Source organism: Halobacillus amylolyticus (genome assembly GCF_022921115.1).
Taxonomy (GTDB): Bacteria; Bacillota; Bacilli; order Bacillales; family Halobacillaceae; genus Halobacillus_A; species Halobacillus_A amylolyticus.
The window spans coordinates 3,940,932-3,965,252 of sequence record NZ_CP095075.1 but is presented as its reverse complement, the minus strand read 5'-3'; the positions used below and the strand labels follow the sequence as shown (position 1 = coordinate 3,965,252).

General features: G+C 40.0%; 29 protein-coding genes, 1 pseudogene and 1 riboswitch. Of the genes and pseudogenes, 9 read left to right on the top strand and 21 right to left on the bottom strand.

Annotated features, from left to right (window positions below):
- The first annotated feature begins 60 nt into the window (after window positions 1-60).
- A complete protein-coding gene (locus tag MUO15_RS19925; RefSeq protein WP_245032117.1) occupies window positions 61-477 on the top strand; it encodes a TlpA family protein disulfide reductase in 417 nt (138 codons plus the stop codon).
- Here the strand turns inward: MUO15_RS19925 and MUO15_RS19920 are convergent.
- The 9 genes from MUO15_RS19920 to MUO15_RS19880 form a co-directional block, all read right to left on the bottom strand.
- On the bottom strand, window positions 474-797 hold the full coding sequence (locus MUO15_RS19920; RefSeq protein ID WP_245032115.1) for a hypothetical protein: 324 nt from the start codon (window positions 795-797) through the stop codon (window positions 474-476). The genes MUO15_RS19925 and MUO15_RS19920 overlap by 4 nt on opposite strands.
- A gap of 102 nt (window positions 798-899) precedes the next feature.
- Window positions 900-1,214 carry a thioredoxin family protein gene (locus MUO15_RS19915; RefSeq protein WP_245032113.1) on the bottom strand — a complete coding sequence of 105 codons (315 nt, stop codon included), beginning with the start codon at window positions 1,212-1,214 and terminating at the stop codon, window positions 900-902.
- A 10-nt stretch (window positions 1,215-1,224) separates the two neighbouring features.
- Window positions 1,225-1,572 carry a toprim domain-containing protein gene (locus tag MUO15_RS19910; RefSeq protein ID WP_245032111.1) on the bottom strand — a complete coding sequence of 116 codons (348 nt, stop codon included), beginning with the start codon at window positions 1,570-1,572 and terminating at the stop codon, window positions 1,225-1,227.
- A 133-nt stretch (window positions 1,573-1,705) separates the two neighbouring features.
- Entirely contained in the window at window positions 1,706-2,089 is a 384-nt protein-coding gene (gene gcvH / locus MUO15_RS19905) for a glycine cleavage system protein GcvH (RefSeq protein ID WP_245032109.1), read from the bottom strand.
- A 78-nt stretch (window positions 2,090-2,167) separates the two neighbouring features.
- Entirely contained in the window at window positions 2,168-2,527 is a 360-nt protein-coding gene (locus MUO15_RS19900) for an arsenate reductase family protein (protein WP_245032107.1), read from the bottom strand.
- Window positions 2,528-2,860: 333 nt separating this feature from the next.
- Complete coding sequence (locus tag MUO15_RS19895) at window positions 2,861-4,642, bottom strand: acyl-CoA dehydrogenase family protein (RefSeq protein ID WP_245032105.1); 1,782 nt, start codon at window positions 4,640-4,642, stop codon at window positions 2,861-2,863.
- Window positions 4,643-4,656: 14 nt separating this feature from the next.
- Complete coding sequence (locus tag MUO15_RS19890; RefSeq protein WP_245032103.1) at window positions 4,657-5,832, bottom strand: acetyl-CoA C-acetyltransferase; 1,176 nt, start codon at window positions 5,830-5,832, stop codon at window positions 4,657-4,659.
- A gap of 21 nt (window positions 5,833-5,853) precedes the next feature.
- Window positions 5,854-8,253, bottom strand: coding sequence for a 3-hydroxyacyl-CoA dehydrogenase/enoyl-CoA hydratase family protein (locus tag MUO15_RS19885; RefSeq protein ID WP_245032101.1), 2,400 nt, complete (start codon window positions 8,251-8,253; stop codon window positions 5,854-5,856).
- Between the two features lie 191 nt (window positions 8,254-8,444).
- Entirely contained in the window at window positions 8,445-9,362 is a 918-nt protein-coding gene (locus tag MUO15_RS19880; protein ID WP_245032099.1) for a proline dehydrogenase family protein, read from the bottom strand.
- Between the two features lie 237 nt (window positions 9,363-9,599).
- Here MUO15_RS19880 and MUO15_RS19875 point away from each other — a divergent pair, with 237 nt between their 5' ends.
- Window positions 9,600-9,857, top strand: coding sequence for a hypothetical protein (locus tag MUO15_RS19875; RefSeq protein WP_244753927.1), 258 nt, complete (start codon window positions 9,600-9,602; stop codon window positions 9,855-9,857).
- A 12-nt stretch (window positions 9,858-9,869) separates the two neighbouring features.
- Entirely contained in the window at window positions 9,870-10,208 is a 339-nt protein-coding gene (locus tag MUO15_RS19870; RefSeq protein ID WP_245032097.1) for a spore coat protein, read from the top strand.
- Window positions 10,209-10,265: 57 nt separating this feature from the next.
- Here the strand turns inward: MUO15_RS19870 and MUO15_RS19865 are convergent, their stop codons facing one another.
- Window positions 10,266-10,472 carry a copper ion binding protein gene (locus MUO15_RS19865; RefSeq protein WP_245032095.1) on the bottom strand — a complete coding sequence of 69 codons (207 nt, stop codon included), beginning with the start codon at window positions 10,470-10,472 and terminating at the stop codon, window positions 10,266-10,268.
- A gap of 173 nt (window positions 10,473-10,645) precedes the next feature.
- Here MUO15_RS19865 and crcB (MUO15_RS19860) point away from each other — a divergent pair, with 173 nt between their 5' ends.
- Both crcB (MUO15_RS19860) and crcB (MUO15_RS19855) read left to right on the top strand, forming a co-directional pair.
- Window positions 10,646-11,014, top strand: coding sequence for a fluoride efflux transporter CrcB (crcB, locus tag MUO15_RS19860; protein ID WP_245032093.1), 369 nt, complete (start codon window positions 10,646-10,648; stop codon window positions 11,012-11,014).
- Complete coding sequence (gene crcB, locus MUO15_RS19855; protein WP_245032091.1) at window positions 11,011-11,361, top strand: fluoride efflux transporter CrcB; 351 nt, start codon at window positions 11,011-11,013, stop codon at window positions 11,359-11,361. Before crcB (MUO15_RS19860) ends, crcB (MUO15_RS19855) begins: the two co-directional genes overlap by 4 nt.
- A 51-nt stretch (window positions 11,362-11,412) precedes the next feature.
- Here the strand turns inward: crcB (MUO15_RS19855) and MUO15_RS19850 are convergent, their stop codons facing one another.
- From MUO15_RS19850 to MUO15_RS19825, 6 genes are all read right to left on the bottom strand, one after another.
- On the bottom strand, window positions 11,413-12,219 hold the full coding sequence (locus tag MUO15_RS19850; protein WP_245032089.1) for a VLRF1 family aeRF1-type release factor: 807 nt from the start codon (window positions 12,217-12,219) through the stop codon (window positions 11,413-11,415).
- 91 nt (window positions 12,220-12,310) lie between these two features.
- Window positions 12,311-13,537 carry a hypothetical protein gene (locus MUO15_RS19845; protein ID WP_245032087.1) on the bottom strand — a complete coding sequence of 409 codons (1,227 nt, stop codon included), beginning with the start codon at window positions 13,535-13,537 and terminating at the stop codon, window positions 12,311-12,313.
- Window positions 13,530-14,747, bottom strand: a complete 1,218-nt coding sequence (locus tag MUO15_RS19840; RefSeq protein ID WP_245032085.1) for a DUF58 domain-containing protein — start codon at window positions 14,745-14,747, stop codon at window positions 13,530-13,532. Before MUO15_RS19840 ends, MUO15_RS19845 begins: the two co-directional genes overlap by 8 nt.
- The gene (locus MUO15_RS19835; RefSeq protein ID WP_245032083.1) at window positions 14,744-15,688 is read right to left on the bottom strand and encodes an AAA family ATPase; all 945 of its coding nucleotides are present in this window, start codon (window positions 15,686-15,688) and stop codon (window positions 14,744-14,746) included. Before MUO15_RS19835 ends, MUO15_RS19840 begins: the two co-directional genes overlap by 4 nt.
- A 171-nt stretch (window positions 15,689-15,859) precedes the next feature.
- Window positions 15,860-16,759 carry a glycine betaine ABC transporter substrate-binding protein gene (locus tag MUO15_RS19830; RefSeq protein ID WP_245032081.1) on the bottom strand — a complete coding sequence of 300 codons (900 nt, stop codon included), beginning with the start codon at window positions 16,757-16,759 and terminating at the stop codon, window positions 15,860-15,862.
- Between the two features lie 205 nt (window positions 16,760-16,964).
- Window positions 16,965-17,156: a YfhD family protein gene (locus MUO15_RS19825; protein WP_245032079.1), complete on the bottom strand. Its 192-nt coding sequence runs from the start codon at window positions 17,154-17,156 to the stop codon at window positions 16,965-16,967.
- A gap of 79 nt (window positions 17,157-17,235) precedes the next feature.
- Window positions 17,236-17,337, top strand: a riboswitch (guanidine-I (ykkC/yxkD leader).
- A 49-nt stretch (window positions 17,338-17,386) separates the two neighbouring features.
- Between MUO15_RS19825 and MUO15_RS19820 the strand changes: the two genes are divergently transcribed.
- Entirely contained in the window at window positions 17,387-17,731 is a 345-nt protein-coding gene (locus tag MUO15_RS19820; RefSeq protein WP_245032077.1) for a DMT family transporter, read from the top strand.
- On the top strand, window positions 17,728-18,042 hold the full coding sequence (locus MUO15_RS19815) for a DMT family transporter (RefSeq protein WP_245032075.1): 315 nt from the start codon (window positions 17,728-17,730) through the stop codon (window positions 18,040-18,042). Before MUO15_RS19820 ends, MUO15_RS19815 begins: the two co-directional genes overlap by 4 nt.
- Before the next feature lie 40 nt (window positions 18,043-18,082).
- On the opposite strand, the gene MUO15_RS19810 is transcribed toward MUO15_RS19815, so the two are convergent.
- Together MUO15_RS19810 and MUO15_RS19805 are read right to left on the bottom strand one after the other, a co-directional pair.
- Window positions 18,083-18,697, bottom strand: a complete 615-nt coding sequence (locus tag MUO15_RS19810; RefSeq protein WP_245032073.1) for a PH domain-containing protein — start codon at window positions 18,695-18,697, stop codon at window positions 18,083-18,085.
- Between the two features lie 138 nt (window positions 18,698-18,835).
- Window positions 18,836-20,011, bottom strand: coding sequence for an MFS transporter (locus MUO15_RS19805; protein WP_245032071.1), 1,176 nt, complete (start codon window positions 20,009-20,011; stop codon window positions 18,836-18,838).
- Between the two features lie 142 nt (window positions 20,012-20,153).
- Between MUO15_RS19805 and MUO15_RS19800 the strand changes: the two genes are divergently transcribed.
- A complete protein-coding gene (locus MUO15_RS19800) occupies window positions 20,154-20,912 on the top strand; it encodes a TrmB family transcriptional regulator (protein ID WP_245032069.1) in 759 nt (252 codons plus the stop codon).
- Window positions 20,913-21,020: 108 nt separating this feature from the next.
- On the opposite strand, the gene MUO15_RS19795 is transcribed toward MUO15_RS19800, so the two are convergent.
- Window positions 21,021-21,617 (bottom strand): serine/threonine protein kinase, encoded by a 597-nt coding sequence (locus MUO15_RS19795; RefSeq protein ID WP_245032067.1) that lies wholly within the window; start codon window positions 21,615-21,617, stop codon window positions 21,021-21,023.
- Window positions 21,618-21,751: 134 nt separating this feature from the next.
- Window positions 21,752-21,931, bottom strand: a pseudogene (locus tag MUO15_RS19790) (response regulator); the annotation flags it as partial.
- A 135-nt stretch (window positions 21,932-22,066) separates the two neighbouring features.
- On the opposite strand from MUO15_RS19790, the gene MUO15_RS19785 reads away from it, so the two are divergent.
- Window positions 22,067-22,465 carry a hypothetical protein gene (locus MUO15_RS19785; RefSeq protein ID WP_245032065.1) on the top strand — a complete coding sequence of 133 codons (399 nt, stop codon included), beginning with the start codon at window positions 22,067-22,069 and terminating at the stop codon, window positions 22,463-22,465.
- Between the two features lie 25 nt (window positions 22,466-22,490).
- Here MUO15_RS19785 and MUO15_RS19780 read toward each other — a convergent pair whose 3' ends face one another.
- Window positions 22,491-24,152, bottom strand: coding sequence for an IS1182 family transposase (locus tag MUO15_RS19780; RefSeq protein WP_245029576.1), 1,662 nt, complete (start codon window positions 24,150-24,152; stop codon window positions 22,491-22,493).
- Window positions 24,153-24,321: the final 169 nt, after the last annotated feature.

Sequence of the window (24,321 nt, the reverse complement as noted above, 5' to 3'; positions counted from 1 at the left end):
TAAAAAATATGTTAGCATGGTCATGCATTTAAGTCAATTAAAATGAGAGGTGAACAAAAATTGAAAAAAGCTATAGACTTTCAGTTACCATATATAGATTCTAATGAAACGTACCAATTAAGTAATGACCTTGGCAAAGTAATCGTATTAACATTTTGGGTCTCTTGGTGTCCAGACTGTGGGGTCGATTTACCAAGAAAAGAACAGCTCTTTCAATCAATAAATCATGAAAAAGTACAAATGGTAACAATTAATGTACAGGGACGTGAGAGAAATATTGAAGATGGTGAAATTTTCGCTGAAAAGTTCCTCGCCCAGCCAACCCTAGTAGACAATCATCGTAAAGTGTACGATGCGTACAATTGTGCAGGAGTACCAACCACGATCATAATTAATAAAGATGGTTACATCACACATCAGTTTGGTGATAAAGCATCTTTATTAACTATTGTAGAGGCGATTGGTACTTTAATTTAATGAGAAAGCACCAGTAGTGATTCAACTAAAAGGATATCCCTATATTCGCCTTCAAGTCTAACGATGGAACGTGGTAGTGAAGTTAATTTCAAATTACCACCAAAAAGCTGTTGGAAAACTTTATTAGAGGACGAAATCGTAAGTGCGCTACTGACGGTGTTTTCATGCACAAGTTTCATCCCCTCTCTTGTAATAGATACATTAATAAACTCAGACCGATGATCTTGAATCTTTAAAAACACTTGTCTCTTCTTCCATTTTGGGAGTAAGTCTTTTCTGTTATTCACCCGTTTGATCCATTCCTCTATCATTTCAACCAAAACAAGCCCCCCTTAGTAACTTTATTTAAAGTTTTCGAGGTAAAGGGGGCAGAAACCTTCCCTGATTGCATAGAATCGTTCTTCATTTCCCGGGAAATAAGGCTATCTTTCTACATATTCTGATACTTTGTCAAGCATATTTGGCACAGAGTGAAAGGCATACACTTTTTCTATCACATACCCGCTCTTCATTATTAGCAGACAAGGAACACTTTCGATCTTATAGTCCTGCATCAGGTCTGGATTCAAAGAGGCGTTTAATTCATAAAAAAGCTCTGTCTGGTACAAGTCTTCAATTGTGTCTAACATTTTCCTGGCAACGTGACAGGTTCCACAAAAAGGGCTGTGAATAAATGTAAGTGCTTGCTTTTGCTCGCAGAGTTGTTTAGCTACATTTAATCGTTCTAAAGAAAGCAAGTTGCCCCTCCTAAATTAAGTAAATCGGCTTAACGTTAAAATGCCGGCTAAGCAGAGCACGAGCCAATTCGGGCTCTGGTGTGGCTGCAACTTCTCTAAAAGCTTTATCAATATAAATATGGAGCGCATGAGGGAGTTCCTCTGTTAGCTGCTTTCGAAGTTTATAGCCAGAATCGTCTTCGTCAACCAAGATAAATACAGGACGATGATCAAGGTTGTTATCGAGGATTAACTCCTCCATTCGCTCAACACCTAACGTCCCGTGTGTACATATAATCTCAACAGGGTCTTTCAAGACTTTGTTCAGCTTCTTTTTATCAGTAATCCCTTCAACGATCACAATTCTTTCTTCATTCAACCCTATCACCCACTATACAGAAGCAGACCATGCTGTGTTAGCATGGTCTGCACATGATTAATATCAGTCTATGATCATGCAGGCAAAGACCACAGGTAACCTTGCCTGTACCTTCTTCTAAGAAAATGTTCTCCTAGTCTTCGTTAATCATTTCTTCATACTGTTCAGGAGACATTAGCTCGTCCATTTCAGATGAATCATTTGGTTCAACAACGATCATCCACGCTTTATCATATGGGGATTCGTTAACGAATTCCGGACTGTCTTCAAGCTCCTCATTAATTTCTACCACTTTTCCACTTAGCGGCGCATATAACTCTGACACTGTCTTAACAGATTCAACACTGCCGAATGGCTCATCTGCTTCAATATCGTCGCCTACTTCTGGAAGTTCTACGAAGACAATATCCCCAAGTTCAGATTGTGCGAAGTCGGTAATTCCAATACGAACTTTGCTGTCTTCCTCTTTCACCCATTCATGCTCTTCAGAATAACGTAAATCTTTAGGTAAACTCATACCTATCCCTCCAAATTAAAAATAATAAATAATAATTATAAACATAAAAGCTTTGTGCTTTTATTTCCAGCCTTCTGCTCACTGGACCCATGTGGCAGTGAACTGCTCTTCTTTAAATCCAATGGTCACTTTCTTTCCGTCTGTTACAATCGGCCGTTTAATTAACATACCATCAGAAGCAAGATACTGAATCATTTCTTTTTCTGATGCATTCTTTAACTTATCTTTCATATTATGTTCGCGATACTTCTTCCCGCTTGTATTAAAAAACTTACGGGCTGGGATTTCACTATGATTAATAAGTTCTTGAAGCTCGTCTTCACTTGGTGTTTGATCAACGATATGTACTGTTTCATAATTTAACCCTTGATCGTCCAACCATTTTTTAGCTTTCTTGCATGTTCCACAATTAGGATACCAATAGAAGGTTAATGACATTATTTATCCTCCTTCACTCATGGTTGATTCTTATTCTACCACACTAACACTAAAAATATCATTTGATAGTTCATAATGACAGTAATTCCTTTCAACAAAAGCGCAGGTGCCCGGGTAGGGGAAGTTCGGCTAAAACCGAAACGTCCTGTTTCAACGCCGAACGACCCCACGTCGTGTGGGGCCAAGTATAAGCGGAGCGGCGCAGTGAAGTGGTTTTTCTTCATGAAGGCGAACTGCTAGTCTTGCGTGTCTGGGCGCCGCAGCTTGACACAAGAACAGCAGAAAAGTAAAACCCTGACTATGAGTAACTTCACAGCCAGGGCTTTCCGTTATTTAAACCACATACTTTTGTTCTTTAATTAATGAACTAGCAATTTCACGCTTTTTAGCAATCACATTCGTAGGTGTATGGCGTGTTAGTTTACGTAAAGCACCAAGCATCATGCGTAACGAATCACCAGACTCGGCAGCAATTAATGTTTCTTTCGCGTGGCCTTCAATTCGGTTGAAGGCCTCCTGTACATAAACTTGTGTGTAAAGAAGCTTTTGTTTGTTTTTATCTTCTCCCTGTTTTTGAATGGCTTTCTCTGTCCGTAAGATGGCAGATTCGATGTTATAAATCTCGCCGGTAATGTCCGCGATATTCACGAGTATTTCTTGTTCATTCTCTAGTTTTTCACCGTATTTCTGTGCGGCAAGTCCAGCTGCTAACAAGGCAATTTTCTTGGCATTTTTCAGGATATACCTTTCTTTTTCAAGGGCTTCATCGCCTGGCTCCTCAGGCATCATTGTCATGATTTCCTCTTGTAGCGCCTGGGCTTTTTGTAACAGCGGCAGTTCACCTTTCATGGCTTTCTTAAGCAATGTGCCTGGAACAATCATTCGGTTAATTTCATTTGTCCCTTCAAAAATACGATTAATCCGTGAATCGCGATACATGCGCTCAACTTCGTACTCTTGCATAAACCCATATCCGCCGTGAATTTGAACGGCTTCATCAGCAGCAAAATCCAACAATTCAGTAGCAAACACCTTATTTAAGGAACATTCAATAGCATATTCTGCAATCACCTTTGCCACTGCGGCCCCATCTTTTAATTCTTCCTTAGTTAATTTACCCATGCTTTGTTCAAACAACCCGACCGTACGGTAGACGGAACTTTCGTTAGCATAGGTGTTCACCGCTACAGATGCCAGCTTTTCTTGAATTAACGGAAAACTTGAGATCGGTGTTTTAAACTGTTTTCGTTCGCTAGCGTATTTCACGGCTACTTCGATGGCTTTTTTCGCTCCGCCAACACCGCCTATAGCCAGCTTATAGCGACCCACGTTAAGAATATTAAATGCGATCACATGTCCTTTTCCGATTTCACCAAGTACATTCTCAACAGGAACTTCGACATCTTCAAGCACTAATGTACGTGTTGAGGAACTCTTGATCCCCATCTTCTTCTCTTCAGGTCCTGTAGAAACCCCTTTATAATCACGTTCAACTATAAATGCGGTAAACTTTTCTCCATCAACTTTTGCGTAAACAACGAACACATCAGCAAAGGCAGAATTCGTAATCCACTGTTTCTCACCATTTAAGACATAATGTGTACCCGCTTCATTAAGCGTTGCTTTTGTCTTCGCACCTAAGGCATCAGATCCTGATCCAGGTTCAGTAAGAGCATAGGCAGCCAATTTCTCTCCTGTAGCTAATTGGGGCAAATACTTTTGTTTCTGGTCTTCGTTCCCGAAAAACACGATAGGAAGTGAACCAATTCCAACATGAGCTCCATGTGTGACAGAAAAGCCGCCAACCCTAGAGATTTTTTCTGTAATGAGAGAGGAACTGATCTTATCTAATTGCAGGCCGCCATATTCTTCTGGCACATCAGCACCTAGTAAGCCAAGCTCACCAGCTTTTTTCAGCAATGCTACAGAGTGTTCAAACTCTTGATTTTCTAGCTTTTCAATCTTTGGAACTACTTCACCTAAAACGAAATCCTCTGTCGTCTTCGCAATCATATGATGCTCATCAGTAAAATCCTCAGGTGTAATTACATCATCCGCTGATAAATCCTCTACTAGAAAACCGCCGCCTTTGATTATTTCCTTCGTTTCACTCATCCTAGTTCCCCCTCTTATAATAGCTCAAATACTCCTGCAGCTCCCATTCCACCGCCAATACACATGGTGACAACTCCAAATTGCTCGTTTCTTCTTTTCATTTCATGAATTAAACTTAATGTAAGCTTTGTCCCTGTACAGCCAAGCGGATGACCTAATGCAATCGCTCCACCATTTACATTGACCTTATTTATGTCTATACCAAGCTTGCGAATCACTCGTAAAGATTGAGAAGCAAAAGCTTCATTTAGTTCAAACAAACCAATGTCAGAAAGCTCAAGTCCAGCTAATTTCAGAGCCTTAGGAACAGCCTCAATAGGACCTACACCCATGATTTCGGGTTCCACTCCTGCTACGGCGAAAGAACGGAACTTTACCAATGGTGTCAAACCCTCAGCTTGAGCCTTTTCACGATCCATCACGAGGACAGATGCTGCCCCATCACTCATTTGTGATGAATTTCCTGCTGTCACAGAACCCGTTACAGAGAAGGCTGGTTTTAACTTAGCTAAAACTTCTGCTGTCGTTCCCTCTCGCACCCCTTCATCCATGGAAAAAGTCGTCGTATGTTCTGCAAGTTTATTGTCAGCACCTAGAACTCTGTTCCTTACTTCAACTGGAACAATTTCATCCTCAAACTTTCCTTCTTTCAAGGCTTTAGCTGCACGTTCATGACTTTGGACAGCAAAAGCATCCTGATCTTCACGAGAAATATGAAAACGATTCGCAACTTCCTCAGCTGTGTGCCCCATTGACATATAATATTCAGGTGCTTGCTCGACAAGTTGAATATTGGGTTTGATAACGTGGCCGCCCATGGGAATTAAGCTCATTGACTCAGCTCCGCCTGCAAGTGCTGTCTCACTATGCCCAAGCATAATCTTTTCGGCTGCATAAGCGATACTCTGTAGTCCGGATGAACAGTAGCGGTTGATTGTAACTGCCGGCACTTGATGCGGCAAGCCAGCTAGCCCAGCTATATTGCGTGCCATATTCATTCCTTGTTCGGCTTCAGGCATGGCACAGCCAATAATGAGATCATCGATTGGTCCATCATAATTTCCTGCTCTATTTAATGTTTCTCTAATCGTTAAGGCGGCCAGATCATCCGGGCGCGTATGGGCAAGTGTTCCTTTTTTTGCACGGCCCACAGGTGTTCTGGCCCCTGCTACAATTACTGCATCCTTCACGGTCCTTCCCCCTTTTATGTTTTAATTGCGAAGTGGTTTACCTTTCACTAACATGTGTTGCATCCTCGCTTGGGTCTTGGCTTCACCAATTAAACTTAAAAATGCTTCTTTTTCTAAATCAAGTAAGTATTGTTCATCAACGAGGGTTCCTTCTTTTACGCGTCCACCTGCTAATACGTAAGCAAGCTTTTCAGCTATCTTAAGATCGTGTTCGCTGGCATATCCGCTTAGCACTAAAGATTTCGCACCAAGCAGCATCGTTGCATAACCCTGTTCTCCTACAACAGGTACCTTTGTTCGCTTAGGCTTCTTATAACCGGATTTAGCTAGCCCAAGTACCTTTTGTTTCGCATCGTATAGTAAATGATCCCCATTGGTACTGATGGCATCCTGCTGATCCAAGAAACCATTCTCTTTCGCTTCCTCTCCCGATGTTGATACGTGAGCCATTGCGATTTTTTCAAAAACGCTGTTAGCTATCTCCTGTAAATCAACATCCAATCCCTGTGGAATATTGCGCAGGTGTTTTATATAGAGTTCTTTATTTCCGCCTCCGCCAGGAATGAGGCCTACTCCTGGTTCCACTAACCCCATATATGTTTCACTGGAAGCCTGAATCGCCGAAGCAGGCAAGCAAACTTCTGCACCTCCACCTAATGTCATGCCGAATGGAGCAGAGACAACTGGCTTATCTGAATATTTTATCTTCATCATGGCATCCTGGAATTGCTTCACAACCATTTCAATTTCAAAGAAGTTGAAATCCTGTGCTTCCATTAGCATCATTCCAAGATTCGCGCCAACACAGAAGTTTTTGCCTTGATTCCCGATTACCAGCCCCTGATAGTTACGATCCACTTCATCAATGGCATAATTAATCATCTTAATAATATCAAGCCCAATGGCGTTACTTTGGGAGTGAAATTCCAACCCAAGCACTCCATCACCAAGATCAACCAAGCTTGATCCAGAATTTTTCTTGACAACTTCTTTCGTCTCCTTTAATCGTTTCAGGTTTATGCTTTTCGGGTTAGAATGTTTTTGTTCGTAAGAACCTCGGTCATAATAGTAAACGTTTCCATTTTTTTGTTTATAAAAATGTTCATGCCCTTCACTAACCATTTCTTCAATCCATGAAGGCATTGTTTCTCCCTCGGACTTCATCCGCTCAACAGATTCTTTGACTCCAATTGCATCCCATATTTCAAAAGGACCCATTTCCCAGCCGAAACCCCAGCGCATCGCTTCATCAATAGAAGGAACATCGTCAGCTATCTCTCCATATAATTCAGCTGAATACACAAGAACAGGCTTCATGATTGACCATATGAGGTCCCCAGCACGGTCACCTTTAGCAGATACAATCGCTTTTAATTTTCGCTTTGCTCCTTTTTCCTGCTTAGCAATTTCTGTAGCTTGCGTTTTAAGTTTCTGTCTTGGTTCATAATCAAGTGTTTCAGTGTTTAACTGGAGAATTTCACTTCCTTCTGCCCCTCGCTTCTTAAGGAAAAATCCTTGCCCGCTTTTTGCGCCCAGCCTGCCCTTTTCAAGCATGGATTTCATAAAATCAGGAACTTCGAACATTTGTTTTTCTTTTCCTTCGACCTGGTCATGAACATTGTTTGCCACATGAATAAATGTATCTAGTCCTACGACATCAAGGGTCCTAAACGTTGCACTTTTAGGTCTCCCGATTAAAGGACCTGTGACAGAATCAACTTCACCGACACTATACTTGCCTTTAAGCATTTCTTGTACAGTCACGAGTAAGCCATACGTTCCGATTCGATTAGCAATAAAGTTAGGGGTATCCTTTGCTTCCACAACTCCCTTACCAAGGACATCTTCACCAAATGTCTTCATAAAAGCTAATACATCAGGGTCGGTGTTTTTCGTAGGGATAACTTCCAGTAACTTTAAATAACGAGGCGGGTTGAAAAAATGTGTACCAAGAAAATGTTTTTGAAAATCTTCGCTACAATCTGCTGCCATCGCTTCTATGGATATCCCGGATGTATTTGAACTGATAATACTTCCTGGTTTGCGATAACGATCCACGCCTGCAAAAACCTTTTTCTTAATGTCAAGGTTTTCTACAACAACCTCGATCACCCAATCAACCTCTTGAAGTTTTTCCATATCATCCGTCATATTACCGACTTCAATTAGGTCCAAGCTTGCTTTGCTGGTTAGTGGTGATGGCTTCTGTTTCTTCAATGCTGCTTTATTAGTTGAGACAATACGATTACGGACAGCACGATCTTCTAGTGACAACCCCTTCTTTTTTTCAGCTTCATTTAGCTCACGAGGTACAACATCCAACATTAATGTTGGAATCCCCATATTAGCCAGATGGGCAGCAATTCCGGCTCCCATTACACCTGAACCTAAAACAGCTGCGCGCTCGATTTTTCGAGTCATGTGATATCCTCCCATTCTATTTCACTTTTTGAATGAACACTCATTCATTTTATGGTTAAAAAAATACCTTGGCATTTCCAAGTATCTAATTTTACTATAAAATATATTCTGACATTTCGCAATCTTTTTGTAGATAATTCTGTAAGAAAAGCACAAACCTAATTGCGTGTTTATGCCTTTCTATAGATGAGCTATTTCCCGATAACACCTTTAAGAACGAAGGCTACATTGGCCGGCCGCTCAGCTAAACGACGCATAAAATATCCGTACCAGTCGTTCCCAAAAGGGACGTAGACACGCATTTTATAGCCTTCTTGTTGTAATTCCTGTTGGCGTTCTACACGAATTCCGTAAAGCATTTGGAATTCAAACTGATCTTTAGGTATATTACTTTCCTCAACGATTTGCTTTGTATATTCAATCATTGCATCGTCATGTGTGGCTATGGCTGTATAGTTGCCGTTTAACAAGTGCATTTTAATAATTTTCTTATAGTTCTCATCAACATCTTTCTTATCTGGAAAAGCAACTTTAGGTGATTCCTTATATGCCCCTTTTACAAGACGAAGATTTGGATTGTATTGATTTAAGTCCTCAACATCCTCTGCCGTACGGTATAAGTATGCTTGTAGAACTGTACCAATATGCTCGAACTCTGAACGCAGCTGCTTAAAAATATCAAGCGTCCTTTGACAACGTTCATGGTCTTCCATATCGATCGTTATAAATACATCCTTCTCTTCTGCAACTTTGAGAATTCGTCTCATGTTTTCGATAACGATATCTTCTGATATATCAAGCCCCATCGAGGTAAGTTTTAAGGACAGCTGGGAATCCAGCCCATTGTCGGCTATCGCCTTTACGGCTGCAATACACCCATCTGCAGCCTCTTTTGCTTCCTTTTCTGTATCGATAAATTCACCCAGATGATCAATAGTCACAGACAGACTCTTTCCATTCAATTGTTGAATCGTAGTTACAGCGTTAGGAATGGTTTCACCTGCGACAAATCGGCCTGCTCCAAACCGCAATCCATAACGTTTGGCTAGCTTAGTGAAAAACCGATTTTTAGATAAAAATAAAAAGAAATTACGGAGAAGTTGTTCCATACAAAAACCCCCTGCCACTAATGTTCGACCATAGAAGCTTATCTTTAAGTAAACCATAAGAGTAGAATATTACGAAAAATTTAATTTGTAACCGGTAACATAATGATATTTTATCACCTTTTCATGAAAATGGGTATTATTTCGTACAGAAATTCGACAGGAACTTATTTATTTATCTCATATTAAATTGAATATCGATCATACTAAAATGAATGATGATAAGGAGAGTGAACGATTATGCAGCAAAATCAATTCGGCCAATTTAAGGAATCACAACCGATGGCTCAAGTACCTGCTATCGTAAGCACCAAGGACCAGCTTTATATTTCAGATATGCTATCTTGGAATTTAAATGCATGCAAGAAAGCCCATTTTTTTGCACAAAATTGTCAAACGCCAGAACTACAGCAAGCCTTAGAACAAGCTGGGCAGATGCACCAACGACATTATGATCGAATTCTTAATCACTTGAACATGCAAAACAAGCCTAACTAAGGAGTGATCCACATGAATCAGAATCAACCTTCCAATAAAATTCAGAACCCTGAAACATCTGTTCCTAAGACTCCTCAGATGAACGAGCGTGATTTTATTAATGATCAGCTCACAACTGAAAAATATATGACTGGTGCATACTCCGTTGCTCTAAACGAAGCAAGTAATGAAACATTGTACCAAGATCTATCTACGATTTTTAAAGAAACACAGGACTGTCAACGCAATTTGTACAATCTTATGTTCAAAAATGGCTGGTATGCTGTTGAACAAGCCGAGCAGCCGAAGATCCAACAATCTTATCAGCAATTTAACGGGTATAAAACACAGTTGCCATACTCGGTACAATAATCGTTTAAAATTTAAAACAGCCTGACCCTTCCTGATTAGAAGGGTCAGGCTGTTCTATTAACCTACAGGCTGATAACCTTGAGCTTTAATTGCTTCTTTCATTAAATCTTTGCTTACATAGGATTCATCATAAGTCACATCCACTTTTCCACTACTTACATCAACATCGACACCATAAACCCCTTCAAGTGCATTTAACACATCTTTTACCGCTTTCTCACAGTGATCGCAAGTCATTCCATTAACTTCTAATGTTAATTGCATATCTTTCACCCTTTCTCACTTTTGCGAAATAAGCTTGACCATCTTATATGTATGGTGTTCCACAATAGAGCCAACTTCTAACTTCTTTTCTCTTTTCCAGCACACATTTTCGCATTATTAAGCTTTTTCCTAACGTGATACAATAATAAAAGCTTGAGGGGAGATGATGCACTTTGAGAAGTTCTGTTTACTTAGGGATTGCTTTAGGCGGCGGGGCAGGATCTGCGATACGATATTGGCTGTCAGAAGCTTTCAATCTAGGGGGACTTCTCCCTTATGGTACATTGTTTGCAAATTTGGCGGGATGTTTTCTGCTAAGTTTTTTATATCAAAAATTCCTTGTTTCAGCATTGTCTAAGACAATTCAGAAAGCAGTCACAACAGGATTTGTTGGATCTTTAACTACCTTTTCCACTTACTCCGTAGAAAGTGTCAGGCTGTTTGAAGAGCATTTATTTACAGGAGTTGTTTATATCATGCTTTCATTAGTTGGCGGACTTGCCATGACATGGATGGGTTTTAAGGTGGGGGGTGGCAAATGATCTCATCAGTCAGTGTATTTATAGGAGGGATGATTGGAGCTGTTCTTCGTTATGAAATAAGCAGATTCAATAGAAACGCGCCCCTTCCATGGGGAACAGCTATTGTAAATGTTACCGGCGGGATGCTGCTTGGCCTTATGATCCGCTTCCAAGATTCGCTTCCTCTTTCTGATTGGGTACGGTTATTAGTAACTGTAGGGTTTTGCGGGGGTTTCACAACTTTCTCTACATTTAGCTATGAAGTATTTGATTTAATTAAAAAGAGAGCGTACTTCTTCGCATTTTTTTACGGGGTAGGTTCAACTTTACTCACTATCTTAGGAATTTACCTAGTTTCTCTTTTTTGAACGACACTAAAAGGGTGATACAGACTTCTCAAGTCCGTATCACCTAAGCATCTAACTCACTACTTCTTTAAGGACATGCATTTCCTCATGATCTAACAGATTTTTGTTAATCATCTCATAAATGTCCTTATTCATATGCTCCTTGAGGTCCTTGGTCTCATCTTTATTACCGACTAAATAAATTTGCTTCCAACCATAATCTTTAGCTAGCTTATCAAGCTTTGGTGCGACATTTTTATACCAGCGATAACGATTTGCTTCAAAGCGTTCCTGGAATTCATCTTGCTTGGAGCTTTTCGCACCACCCTTTCCCATGGATGCATCCGCGTGGTGCGGTCCTTGGTGCTGCTTCCAGTCTTCAGTATCTAAATCAAGCTCAAGCATCTGAGTATCATTCAACCGACCAAGCTCTGCATCAATTAATTTAATTTTATTTTTTTGTGTTAAAACGACACCTGTTTTTGGAAAGGCCTCCTGCATCTCTTTTAGTTGGTCAAGCACAGGGGACTCTTCCCAATAAAACTCACTCGTTACCGGCATTTGCAATCGCTCAGCAAACCAAACGGATTCATCTGCTGTAGCAAAAAGCACGACACTTTTAGCAAAATGCTGTTCATTTTCATCAATATAATTTTGCACTTTCTCCTTAACAACCGCAAAATTTCGTTTTTCCTCAGAGTCATTCTCCTGTTGAAGATATGATTCAAAGTTATTTAGTCCATTTTTAAGATGAATTCGCCATTCACCACCTTGCTGTTCGGGATCAGAAGGGTCTGTATTCAAATACATAGTGAATACTCGTTGAGGTTTCTCCAAGTGTACTTGTTCTAACTTTTTAATTTCAGTTTTCAAATCCATATGGTTCATCGACTCCTTTTAGTTATAGAATCGGTTATCTATAATGACTATTTCCGGTAAGGAAATCGATTAAACATACACCTGTGGTTGACTATCTTCTTTCTATTCTATTGTGTATTTCTGTTCGCAATTGTTTAATTTCTTCAAAGAACCGTTCCTTCTCGCTTTCATTCAACTGTGCCTCACCATATCGTACTTTTTGATATAAATCAGTTTTCACTACATTGAACTGTACACGGCTGAACCATTCTTCTATTGATTCACTCTTTTTTCTTCCAAAACCTTGTTTATTGGCGAATTTCTCAAACTGATAGAATTGCTTACGAACGGCCCCTGTCTCTTTACTTCTCCAAAACAGTGAACGTTTTTCCTTGTTTTCCTGGAGTTCTTCATCTGAAATGGAAGAATAGTAAACAGAAGGAGTGTTACTTTTCTCTTCCACTTGTTGTTTTCTTTTCCGGCTCATAACAAAAATAACGATTGTTACAATGATCACAATTGCTATAATCGATCCCCATTGAATAACCTGTCCCACCTCGCTAACCTGGTTTTCATCAGGTATTAGCTTTTCAAGATTTTCTTTCGTCCCTTCTTCTTCAAACTGGTTATTCATGTCAATCCTTGGCTTTTTATCGATCGGTTGAATGTTCGAAACATCTATTCCTACTGATTCTAAGGTAAAAAGAAAACCCTTTACTCCTTGCAAAAAAAGACCTGTAATTAAAAGCCAAACGGATTCGACGATCCACCTTACCGGACTTAAAGCTAAGATCACTACGGTAGCTCCGGAGATAAATAGTAAAAAGCCACTGTAAAGGCTCTGTTTCCCTTTTTTTCGTTCGTTTTGTGGAACTTGATAGAAATGAGCGATTAGATGACCAAATAAAATGACGATAAACTGGAACATCAAAGCATATACAAGTACTCGTTCATAAGTAACCATCAATTCTACAAACACAAATACAATACTTGATAGCAAAATAATCGCTTCATTTTCTTTATTTGGTTCATGTTCATGTACTAAAAAACGCCAGACAAGAACCGATGTCGCAAGGATTGCTATGGATACAGGAAAACTAAATAAAAAGATAGCTGCAGCTACTACTACAGGTACTGCAAGCACGAAAGGAGCAAATGTCAGATTCCTTAATCTGGCCACCTTAAAACAAACAAAAGATAGAAGAAGCGACAGAATATAAAACCAAAAGTTGACCACAAGCTCGCTGATATGAATAAAAGGAAACAACAAAAAATATAACAAGACACCTTCACTTACATATTGGTAGAATTGGGTAATCGATCTCTGACTCTCAAGCATGAACCGCCCTCCTTTTTTCTAAAGGAACAGCAACAGCTTGACCTTGTTCTTCCATAACTTGAAACAAACGTATCCCTCTAGCCTGCCAAATTTCCAGCTGTTTTCGGGCCCCATTGGGAATTTCACCAATAATAATGATTGTTTTCCTTTTATATAATTGAGCTTCCATCCTATGTACTAACTCATCTAACGGCAAGATAAATTGATCCTTCCTAATTCTTGCCAACGTTTCTAAAGATTCACGTAAATGTTGATTCCCTATACCTTCTTCCTGATAATAGTAAGGTGGATTTTGCTGTTTACGTCCATTAATATACATATCTGCCTGGTAGCCCTTTCTAACTGCATATTGGCTTAAAAAAGCTGCATATGAGAGCAGATTTTCCAACTGTTTTGAAATATGCACATTTCCAAGCTTCGTTTCTTCTGAAATATTAACAACGATAGACCAGCTGATATCTACCTGTTTCTCGAGAACCTTCGTCCTTAATTGCTGTGTTTTGGCAGATGCCTTCCAATGAATTCGATGGAAAGGATCACTCGAGACATACTCCCTCGTACCTAGGGGTGTTAACACATCTTCATATGGAGAAAGAAGTGCAGCATGACTGCCTTGTGCTATTTCAAAAATGGCTTCTATTCCCTTTACTGATTTAAGCTCAGGGTAAACGATTAGTTCTGTCTCAAAATCAGGCAAGTATTTCATCATGTTCGGGTTAAATTTTATTAAATGAGGAAAAAAGAATGTAATATCACTAATCCTAGCCACGCCTCTTTGTTTCGCAACTACAGGGAGTTGCACGGTAGTCTCACCTTTTCTCATTAATGAAAGGGGCAAAGAATACTTGTATCCGGCGGGTGTATCTCGATAAGGATAAGCTTCTGATACCACAGTAGACCCTGTTACGAACTGAAGTTTCCCATTAATTACAGGTGCCTTTGAATAATTTTGCAATTTAAAGTAGATGTTCCCTTGATCATTAGGAAACATGCGAATCGACTGTCTTCGATTGACCAAATGAAGCTTCCCACCGCTCCACCTGTCATAGGCTTTACTAGCGATAAATAACGTCAACATTAATCCGGAGGGAATCAGCAGGATGGTTCTGTCCGTATACACCGCTACTACAAATGTTAAAATAAAAGAGGCAATCAAAAAATCATATTGTTTACGTGAATCACTATCTATTTCTTTGTGCCATTGCCTCAAGAGTTTTCCCCTGCCTCCACCGGAACAGGAACTTGTTCAATAATTTCAGCGACCACCTGTTCCGTCGTTTTTCTGATGGCCCCCTCCATAGAAAGCACGATTCGATGTTCAAATACATAAGGAACAAGCACTTTTACATCGTCAGGAGTGACATACGATCGATCTTTCAATAATGCCCTTGCTTGCACTGCTCTCATAAATACAAGTGCTCCTCTTGTACTGACACCTAAATCAATATCTGGGTGATTTCTCGTTAGTCTGACTAAGTCAAGCAAGTAATTAACAGTGTCTTGGGCAACTGTAATTTTCTTTACTTCTTCACGTAATCGAAGCACCTCCTCCATTTTAAGCGATGCCCGCAGTTCTTGAATCGGCTCCTCTAAACGATAGGTATTGAGAATATTTTTCTCTTCATTCATTGACGGATAGCCCATATTTATTTTAAAAATAAAACGGTCAAGTTGTGCCTCAGGCAGAGGGAATGTTCCGTGATTTCCCTCTACAGGATTCTGTGTCGCAATAACGAAAAAAGGTGGGGCAATATGTAACGTCTCTCCATCAACCGTTGTTTGCTTCTCTTCCATCACTTCAAGCAGGCTTGATTGAGTCTTCGGAGTTGCCCGATTGATCTCATCCGCTAAAAGCACGTTCGTCATAACGGGCCCCTCCCGTAGTTCGAACTCCTGTGTTTTCGGATTAAAAAACTGAATCCCTGTCACATCACTTGGTAGAACGTCAGGAGTAAATTGTACCCGGCTGAATTGACCATTCATGATTTTCGCAAAACTCTTGGCAAGTTTTGTCTTGCCAGAACCAGGGACGCTTTCTAATAAAACATGTCCATCTGAGAGTATTGCGGTAAAAAGCAATTCTATGACCTCATCTTTTCCGATAATAACTTGTCCAATCGATTTTTTTGCTTGATCTATAGAATGTAGCACTAGATCTCCCCTTTTAATTTTCCTTTTTATCTTTCTATTGTAACATTCACTATAAAAAACTTTCCTATGATAAGCCAAAACTAAAGTATCTTCGCTGGAGAGCCCTCCTGATAAGATTATAAAATTCAAAAAAACAACCTGCTTTAGTGTTAGCAGGTTGTTTTTACATTCTTATTTAGTCCACTCAGCTATAACATCTTGATGATTATCGATCCAGTTCTGTGCTCCCTCTTCAGGACTCTCCGCGTCATTCAATGCAGCCATTAGACTTCCTAGTTGTTGGTCATTCATCATGAAGTTATCGAACCATTTAACCACTTCAGGCTGATCCTCTTCTAACCCTAATCGTGCTGCATAAGAAATGTCTTCAGAATCACCATAAACATTTTTTGGATCTTCTAAGAATTTAAGATCCAGTTGGGCAAATGCATAGTGAGGTTTCCAAAGTGTAACCGCAATCGGTTCTTCTTCTTGCATGGAGTTTTTCAGTTCAGCCATCATTGTCGGCCCAGAGGATGATGCAAGTGTATAGTTATCCAGGTTATACTCTTTTAGCACCTTTTCTGTAAAAGACATAATGCTTGACCCTGCATCAATTCCTACGATTCTTTGATCAGGAAACTTCTCAGGCTGCTTTTTAAGATCTTCAATTGTATTAACATCTTCCATGTAGGATGGCACGGCAATTCCTAGTTTCGTACCTTCATACCACGTATCACGCCAGTCAATATCTTCTTTATATTTATCATAGAAGGCCTTATCTGTGTTTGGTAACCATATTTCCATCCCAATATCTAAATCACCACTTGAGAGTGCTTCGTAAAGAAAGCCTTTTTGTACTTGTTTAAGCTCTACATTGTAGCCCTTTTCTTCTAGAATAATTTTCCACATATTTGAGACAGCGACGTTTTCTGCCCAGTTGTTCATACCGATACTAATTGTGCCTTTATCTCCTGAAGTATCTTCCTCACCATCACTACTAGTAGAACCAGATTCGGACTCCCCACAAGCAGTAAGCACAAGAAGGATACTCAAGCAAACAACAGGTAACCATTTGCGTAATTTTCTCATATTCATTCCTCCTCCATTTTTTATATGTAACTATATAAAGCTGACAGATTTCAACACAATTTTGTATTTTACCATAAAATAAATTAAGTTCAAACATTTTATACTGTACAAAAAATAGATATTACTTCAAAACACAAATATTCCCACCTCAGGTCATCCAGAATTTGGATGACCTGAGGTGGGCAATTTTGGCAATTTTTACTTTTTATTTATTTTGGTTTTTGTTGTGGACCCGTTGATCTGCTTCACGACTTCTTTCTAATGCTTCAAAATCCTCATGGTCTGCAATTTCCTCAGAGAATTCTATATCCCTGCCAGGATGTTTTTGCTGATCTGGAGTCTGCGGAAGTTTGTGTTTCTTCTTCCCTTTACCGCTGTTATGCTCATCTCTACCCATCATTTTACCTCCTTCTTCTTCATTGTTCCCCTATTATTTGCCTGAACAAAGTTTCTATTCTATACTAAACATAACTTTATAAGCTGTTTTCTAGGGTTCCGCGTTCATATGAGCGGACTGGTCCGAGAGAAGACACACAGTTAATCACGCTGTGACACGGAGGGAAAAAAGCCCGGGAGATATCTCATTAGCAGATATCTCCTTTTTTATTTAAAAGGGAGGCATACGCCATGAATAAGGAATGGGGGAAATTAATCGTAGCCGCACTCTTCGAAGTCGGCTGGGTAATTGGACTGAAACATGCCGACAGTTGGCTGGATTGGTCCGGAACATTAATAGCTATTTATATCAGCTTTCACTTACTTATTGCATCTGGTAAGAAGCTCCCAGTTGGAACAGCCTATGCTGTATTTACCGGTTTAGGAACTGCAGGGACTGTCCTGGCCGAAATCCTCCTATTTGGAGTGCCATTTCAGTGGTCAAAAATCCTACTCATCTTATTTTTGTTAAGCGGAATTATTGGATTGAAGGTATTAACTGATTCCCATGACAAGAAGGAAGGTGAAACAGCATGAGCTGGATTATCTTAATAGCCGCTGGATTGTTTGAGATGTTTGGTGTGACGATGATCAACCAGTACCATAAGTCTCGTTCCGTTACAGCCCTCATAGCTATGTTACTCGGGTTTGCGCTCAGCTTCGTTTGCCTTTCAATAGCGATGAAGGAACTACCTATGGGAACAGCCTATGCTGTTTGGACAGGTACTGGTGCCGCTGGCGGTGCGATTCTAGGGATGATCTATTTCGATGAACCAGCCGAATGGAAACGGCTCGTTTGTATCGGAATTATCATAACTGCAGCTGTCGGTTTAAAATTAATAAGCTAAAAAACCAGCATCCTCTAAAGACAGAGGGTGCTGGTTTAAACTAGTTATGGATGAACAACTCAAATACATGACCGAAATCTTTCACATGATACTTCTCTTTTGTTTCTAACAGCCAGTTAAATGCAGCTTCATTAATATCCTTAAATTCTTCTGACACACGAGTTTCTTGACTGCGGCTATTTTGCAAAGTTGAGGAAGCTGTCTGTAAGCTTTGCTTAGCATAACCAGTTACGATGTCATTCTCATGATTAATCTCGTCTATTTTAAGTAATGATTTATAGAGGTCTTTAAGATCTTCGATAAATTTCTTATGCACATCAATATCAAATTGAGTATTGCCTAACTGAAATTTAATTTCAACATCTAAATCAATGGTACCCGCTGTTTCAAGTTCAACATTTGAGAATTGATTGGTACTGTAAGAATACCTGCGGAGTGTGCGCTGCTTACTCGCCGCACTCGTGCCATCGACATGAATAAGCGCCTTATTTGTAAAGCAATATTCATCTGCTTTCGATTTAATTAGGAAGTAAATTTTTTCATCATCTTCATGCATGACATAATCGTCAGCGTCTACTTTATCGTAATCCTCAGGTTTGATAACACTGCCGATGTCACTTAAGCCTAAAGCATCTGTAGCCATTTTCTTAAACATATCCATCATCCTCCCATATTAATGAATTACGATACCATTCTATCACTAATAATAGCCATATTGTGTAAAAACACTCATGAACCCACCTCAGGTCATCCAAATTGTGGATGACCTGAGGTGGGATAAAATGTTAAATAATCAGGAAGTGTGTACTGATTTTTGTGATACATGTACCTTGTTGTTTCTTGTAATGGAGAAATAGGCTGTTCCTAGGGCAAGTATAACAAATAGCCCGCCAACAGAGGCATTATGAGTGACAGAAGCCTGTTCAATAACAAAGGCTCCTACAGTTGATCCTAGTGCAATTCCGAAATGCAAAGCAGAATTATTCAAACTCTGTTGAATCTCAGAAGTTTCCGGAGCTGAGTGAATCAAGTAGCTTTGCTGTGCAGGAGTAATCGCCCAGCTCAACATACTCCACACAACCATAACCACTAAGAATAACGGGAGTGAGAATGTAACAAATGGAATCATAAAAATCGCGACGGCAAAGACAGTAATGATGCCAATAATACTGCGCTCTGCCCCCCACTTGTCAGATATAATACCGCCGATACCGCCTCCAAGTACTGCTGCAACTCCAAAGATCAAGTACACAATGCTCACCCAAGCCGCATTCAAGTCCATCGTTGACTTAAGAAATGGTGTTAAATAAGCATAAAGCGTTAAGTGACCCGTCAAAAATAAAAACGACGTTAACTGAGCCGTGAAAATTTTATTATCCTTTAATGTACGCATCTGCTCCCTAAGGGGAATCACGGGTTTAGGTTCAATTTTCCCTAAGAAAATTGCCACACCTGCCATTGAAAGCAAGGTTAGGATCGCAATAAACAGAAACGGGGCACGCCAGCCGAATGCATTGCCAATTGTTAAACCAATCGGTACACCGAGCACAAGCGATCCACTAATTCCCATAAAAATCGTACCGATTGCACGCGCCCGATACTCTTTTTTCACAATCGTCGACGCAATCGTAACACCAAGTACAACGAGCAATGACCCACTAGCAGCGGAAATGACTCGAGCAAGCATGATCACCGCATAGTTCGGACTCCAGAATGCAAGCATATTTCCTAGAAAAAAGATCAATAGAAATACGAGAGTTAAACTCTTCCGCTCATATTTAGCGGTTGCCGTTAGCAAGATCGGTGAAGCGATCGCAAATACAAGTGAAAAAACGGTAATCAGCAGGCCGGCTTGACCTAGCGTCACGCCTAAATCAGTTGCAATTAAATCTAACGTCCCCCCTATAATTAATTCAACTGTTCCAACAACGAAGGATACAATCGCTAACATGTACACTTTTTTATCCATATAAAACGTCCCTTTCTATTTGGTTACCACCATAATGGTAACCAAATATCCACGTAAAAACAAGAGGAAATTATTGATTTTACGAAATGAATAAATATGTGTATTCTTTAAGCACTAAATGTTTTTAAATGAGGGTGTAACTATGCTAGAAAAATTTGGATTTACTCAATATGAAAGTCAAGTATTTGAAGTCTTAACCGCAAGTGATCAGCCGCTTGATGCTAGTTCAATCGTAAAATATTCTCATGTTCCAAAATCGAAGGTCTATGAAGTTCTTAACAGGTTAGTGGAAAAAGGCTTGCTGCTCACTTCCTTTCATGAACGTAAAAAGCTTTATAGTGCCCTATCCTTAGAAACAACTATAAAAAAATTAACCCTCGAGTTTGAGGAAAACGTGAAAGAGCTTAAACATCGTGAATATACTTTAACCCCTAACGATGACCGAGTGTGGACATTGCAAGGTCAACCGGCCATCACTTCATTAGTTAAAGAGCTTATAGAGCAAGCAGAGCATTCCATTTACCTATCAGGTTGGAGTGACGATATCCAGCCAATGCTTTCCGAACTAGAATCACATAATAAGCGAGGGATTAAGGTAGAAGTATTGTCTGTTGGAGAAGTCCAATCACTGCTAAGCGATATCCATGTGCTCCTGCCTGATGAAAGACACGAGGCATTAGAAAGGCATAAACTCATCATCATTGATGAAAGAGAAATGCTTTTCGCTGGTGTAGAGAATCAAACATGGCATGGCTTAAAAACCATGTCAAATCCGCTCGTCAAGTTTTTCACTGAATTCTTCTATCACGATATAGCTCTGACAGAGATCACAAAAAAATATGAATCCATCCTCATGCAAGACGAAGAAATCAAAAACATCCTCATGAAGCTACGTTACTAACCCAACCATTTCCTTCCACCTCAGGTCATCCAAAATTTGGATGACCTGAGGTGGAAGGTTTTTACTTTATAGAACCAAAAAAAGCCATGATGAAGCATTCATCATGGCTTAAATCGGCAAAAGCCGTCTTCTATATAATCTTATGACCATCTCAATAAAAAATGGTGGAAACCTCTTAGGAAAAAAGCGTCTTTGGTAATAAGCATAATAGGCCCTCTTTAGATCTGGCCAATGAGGGCATTCTTTTTCCTGAGTAAACCTTACCACATCAATCAATTTTATTTTATGATCATTTGTCAGGATAATATTTCTAAGATGAATATCAGAAGGGTTCAATCCTTTCGCACGGGCATAATTCAACGCCTCATCGACCATATCTACCATGCTAGGAGTGATTGGAATACCGCTAACTAAACAGTCGTAAAGGGTCATTCCCTCTAAATACTCTATAACTAAGTATCCTTCGCCCACTTCAATCAACTGGGGATAATATACATAATTTGAAAGCTGCTCATAAATCTTCCCTTCCTTTTCAGCCAAATCCCGCTGTTCGGAATAGAAAACCTTTACTGCCTTCATTGAACCAACCACCCTAAACACAGCCGCACTTCTACCCTGCCCAATTAATTGGAGCTCACTAGGTATTTCAATGACTTGATCTTTGTCAAACTTGATAGCAAGGATCAATTCCTTGATCGGTTTCATATCCATCCCCTCATTAGTAACCCTCTTTAATTTTTGTCTTTTTATCATTATATCAAACCGTTAGGAATTATGATTACAATATGTTTAAACAACTATGTAAACAAATAGCAGCATCAAGGGATCAATCGTTTTCCTAAACTAGGGAGCATTACATCAAGCAAAAGTAAACCCCACGATTTTCCTGATATTTTTTTCAAGCCTTCAACTCCATCAAAAGCTTTGACCGCTTCATACCCTTCATAACTCAGTTCGAGCTCCAATACGCGTGCGATTTTCTCTTCATCTTCAATGATTAGAACCCTAGGCTTATTCATATTGCTCCCCCCTTAACTTACATCAATGATTCTCGTTATTTTAGCACAGTTTTTCCCATTCAAAGTTAATAAAATTCACCCTTTTGACAATGATAATCATTTTCAATTAAAATAGAACGTAGGAGGGGATCCTGTATGGACTTGTATTTTATCGTCAAACATGCCTTTGACTATACCAATGAATCCGCCTATCAAGAACTCCGTCAAACGGATTCATTTAAGAAGCACGACATGATTGAAGTGACAGCTCCACCGCATTACGTGGATCCAATTGGTTGGTATTTGTCGCTATCATTTGACGATCATGACTTTTATATGTCAGCAAGTAGGCTCGAAAGTTATTATAAACAGGGATATGTAGCTACTATGGATGACCTTTTACTGGCAAGAAATTATAATCTGTATAAAATAAACTGGGCTCTGGATGAAAGAAATAAGGAACAGTTTGACCGTCATACCAAACATTTATATGAAATAGAGAATTTCATAAAAAGGGCTGAAGAAGCTGTCAAACCTGGCATTCCTTCCCTTTGAGACTTATGAAGGGGCTGGGACATAACTAGCCTGAAATAATAAAAAAGGTTCCGATCATCGGTTTTTGATGATCGGAACCTTTTTTTATTGAATGAGGAAAGTTATTGGCCTTACTCTGCTGCCTTTGAGCGGTGTACTTTCTCAAGTTCACCGCCATGAAGGCAAATCCTAATTCATTCTTCACACTCTCCTGACCCCTTACGGACATTCGAGTGAAACGCAAATTAGCCTTCAGAAATCCAAAAAATGGTTCTACATCGACTTTACGTTTACCATAAAGTTCGCCCATTTTCTCTTCTGAAAGCAGTTCTCTGACCATATGTTTTTGTTCTTCCCATTTTTCATTGTAATAGATCTTGCGATTGTTGCCTTCTTTAGCCTTGGTACATTGACTACGGAGAGGGCAACCGGAACAGTCTTCACACTCGTACACCTTAAACTTCCGGACAAAGCCATAACGATCAGTCTTGTGGGAAAAATACCGGAACGTCAGTTGTTTTCCGTTCGGACAAATGAATGCATCATCTTCTTCGCTGTACTCCCAATTGGCTGAATGAAATGCCTTCTTTTTAAAACTTTTCTTCTTCTCTTTGCGGTACGTATTGTACGTGATCAATGGCGTGCGCTTGCGATTCTCCTGGACTTCTTCATAATTTTCTTCGCTTCCATACCCACTATCGGCGACAAGATGATCGGGTAGTTCAAAGAAGTGTTGTTCGATGTGATCCAGGAAAGGAAGGAACGTGCGCGTATCCGTTGGGTTCGGAAAAACATCATAAGCGAGCGCATATTGGCCTTCGGTCGCCACCTGTATATTATAACCGGCTTTCAGTTGCCCGTTCTTCATATAATCATCTTTCATTCGCATAAACGTGGCGTCATGGTCGGTCTTGGAATAACTGTTTCGTTCTCCAAAGATTTCCGTGTCGCTTTCGTATTTCTGCTTGCGCGCCGCAAAATCCTGAAACTGTTTATGGGATTGCTTTGGCTCTTTGCGCTCGGAACGAAGTTGTTTCCGTTCGCTCACTTCTTCGCTCTCTTCGATTTTCTGGCTCCATTCTTCGACCTTTTCTTCCAACCTTTCAGCTATATCTGTAAGCTCTTTGACCGATAATTCTTCCGGATTTTCCCGTACGATTTCTGGGATGATTTCCTTTTCAACCAATTCATCATACATGCGGTTGGACTTTTCGATCAGATTGGCGTTGTAATTTTCCACAGCCTTACGCCAGACAAATGTAAACTTATTGGCATTGGCTTCAATCTTGGTTCCATCGATGAAAATCGCTTCGTCATCAATCAACTCTTCCTGAACAAGTTGGCAACGGAACTGGACAAAGCACTCACGGAGGAGGGCTTGCACGTCGGGGTGGACACGGAATCGATTAATGGTTCGATAGCTCGGTTCATAACCTTGAGCTAACCACATCATGCGGACACTATCTTGGAGAAGCGCTTCGATTTTCCTTCCGGAGAAAACCGATTGCGTGTAGGCGCATACAATGATTTTCATCATCATTCGGGGATGGTAAGCCGGACAGCCCGTCTTCCGTAAGAAAGCAGCGAAGGCTTCGTTTGGAATCTGTTCGACTAGATCGTGGACGGCATAGGCGATATCATTTTCTTGGAGTTTCATTTCTAAATCCAGGGGCAAAATCACTTGATTCATGTTATACTGTTTAAACATAAGGACACCTCCGATGGTTATTGTGTGGTAACTATAATTTTATCAGAGTGTGTCCTTATTTTGTTTTCAAAATAGAATTTATTTAGATTAAAATAAAAGAGTAGCCCGCCGAACAAAAACTTTGTTCGGCGGGCTACTCTTCGTTTAGGAGACTGGGTTTTGTCCCACC